This window comes from Treponema sp. R6D11 (assembly GCF_054786075.1).
The window spans coordinates 1-384 of record NZ_BDHD01001110.1; the positions used below are offsets into that span (position 1 = coordinate 1).

1 protein-coding gene is annotated in these 384 nt (G+C 34.9%); it reads left to right on the top strand.

All coding sequences use genetic code 11. The annotated features are described in order from the left end of the window. Positions 1-358, top strand: a 358-nt coding sequence (locus ACYVTD_RS17690; RefSeq protein ID WP_461248932.1) for a hypothetical protein, incomplete at its 5' end; no start/stop codon positions are given. Positions 359-384 lie beyond the last annotated feature (26 nt).

Here is a 384-nt window from a genome sequence, read left to right on the forward strand (position 1 = left end):
ATTTCATGTTGGGCTGGATTTTAATGATATAGAAAAATTTGGAACCGCAGAAAATATAATAAAACAGAAAAAATTTCTTCAAGATGCAAATGACGTAATAGCGGATGTTGCAGTCGCATTGTTCGTATCGGCAGGAGTCGCAATAGCAGCAGATTCAAAAAAAGTTAAAAACACATTTGCAATTATTTCTGGCGTAACCGGCATTGTTTCCTTTGCAGCAGACTCCGCTGAAGCTCTGCTTCTTAATGTCGCTGCTGAAGGTTTTCGTGCGTGGTTAATTCTACAACATTATTATGGTTGTAAGCCATTTATAACTGAAATGAAAAAGACTGTAAACTTAATAAACGAGCAATTATGAAAATCATAATAATACCTGTTTTCTTT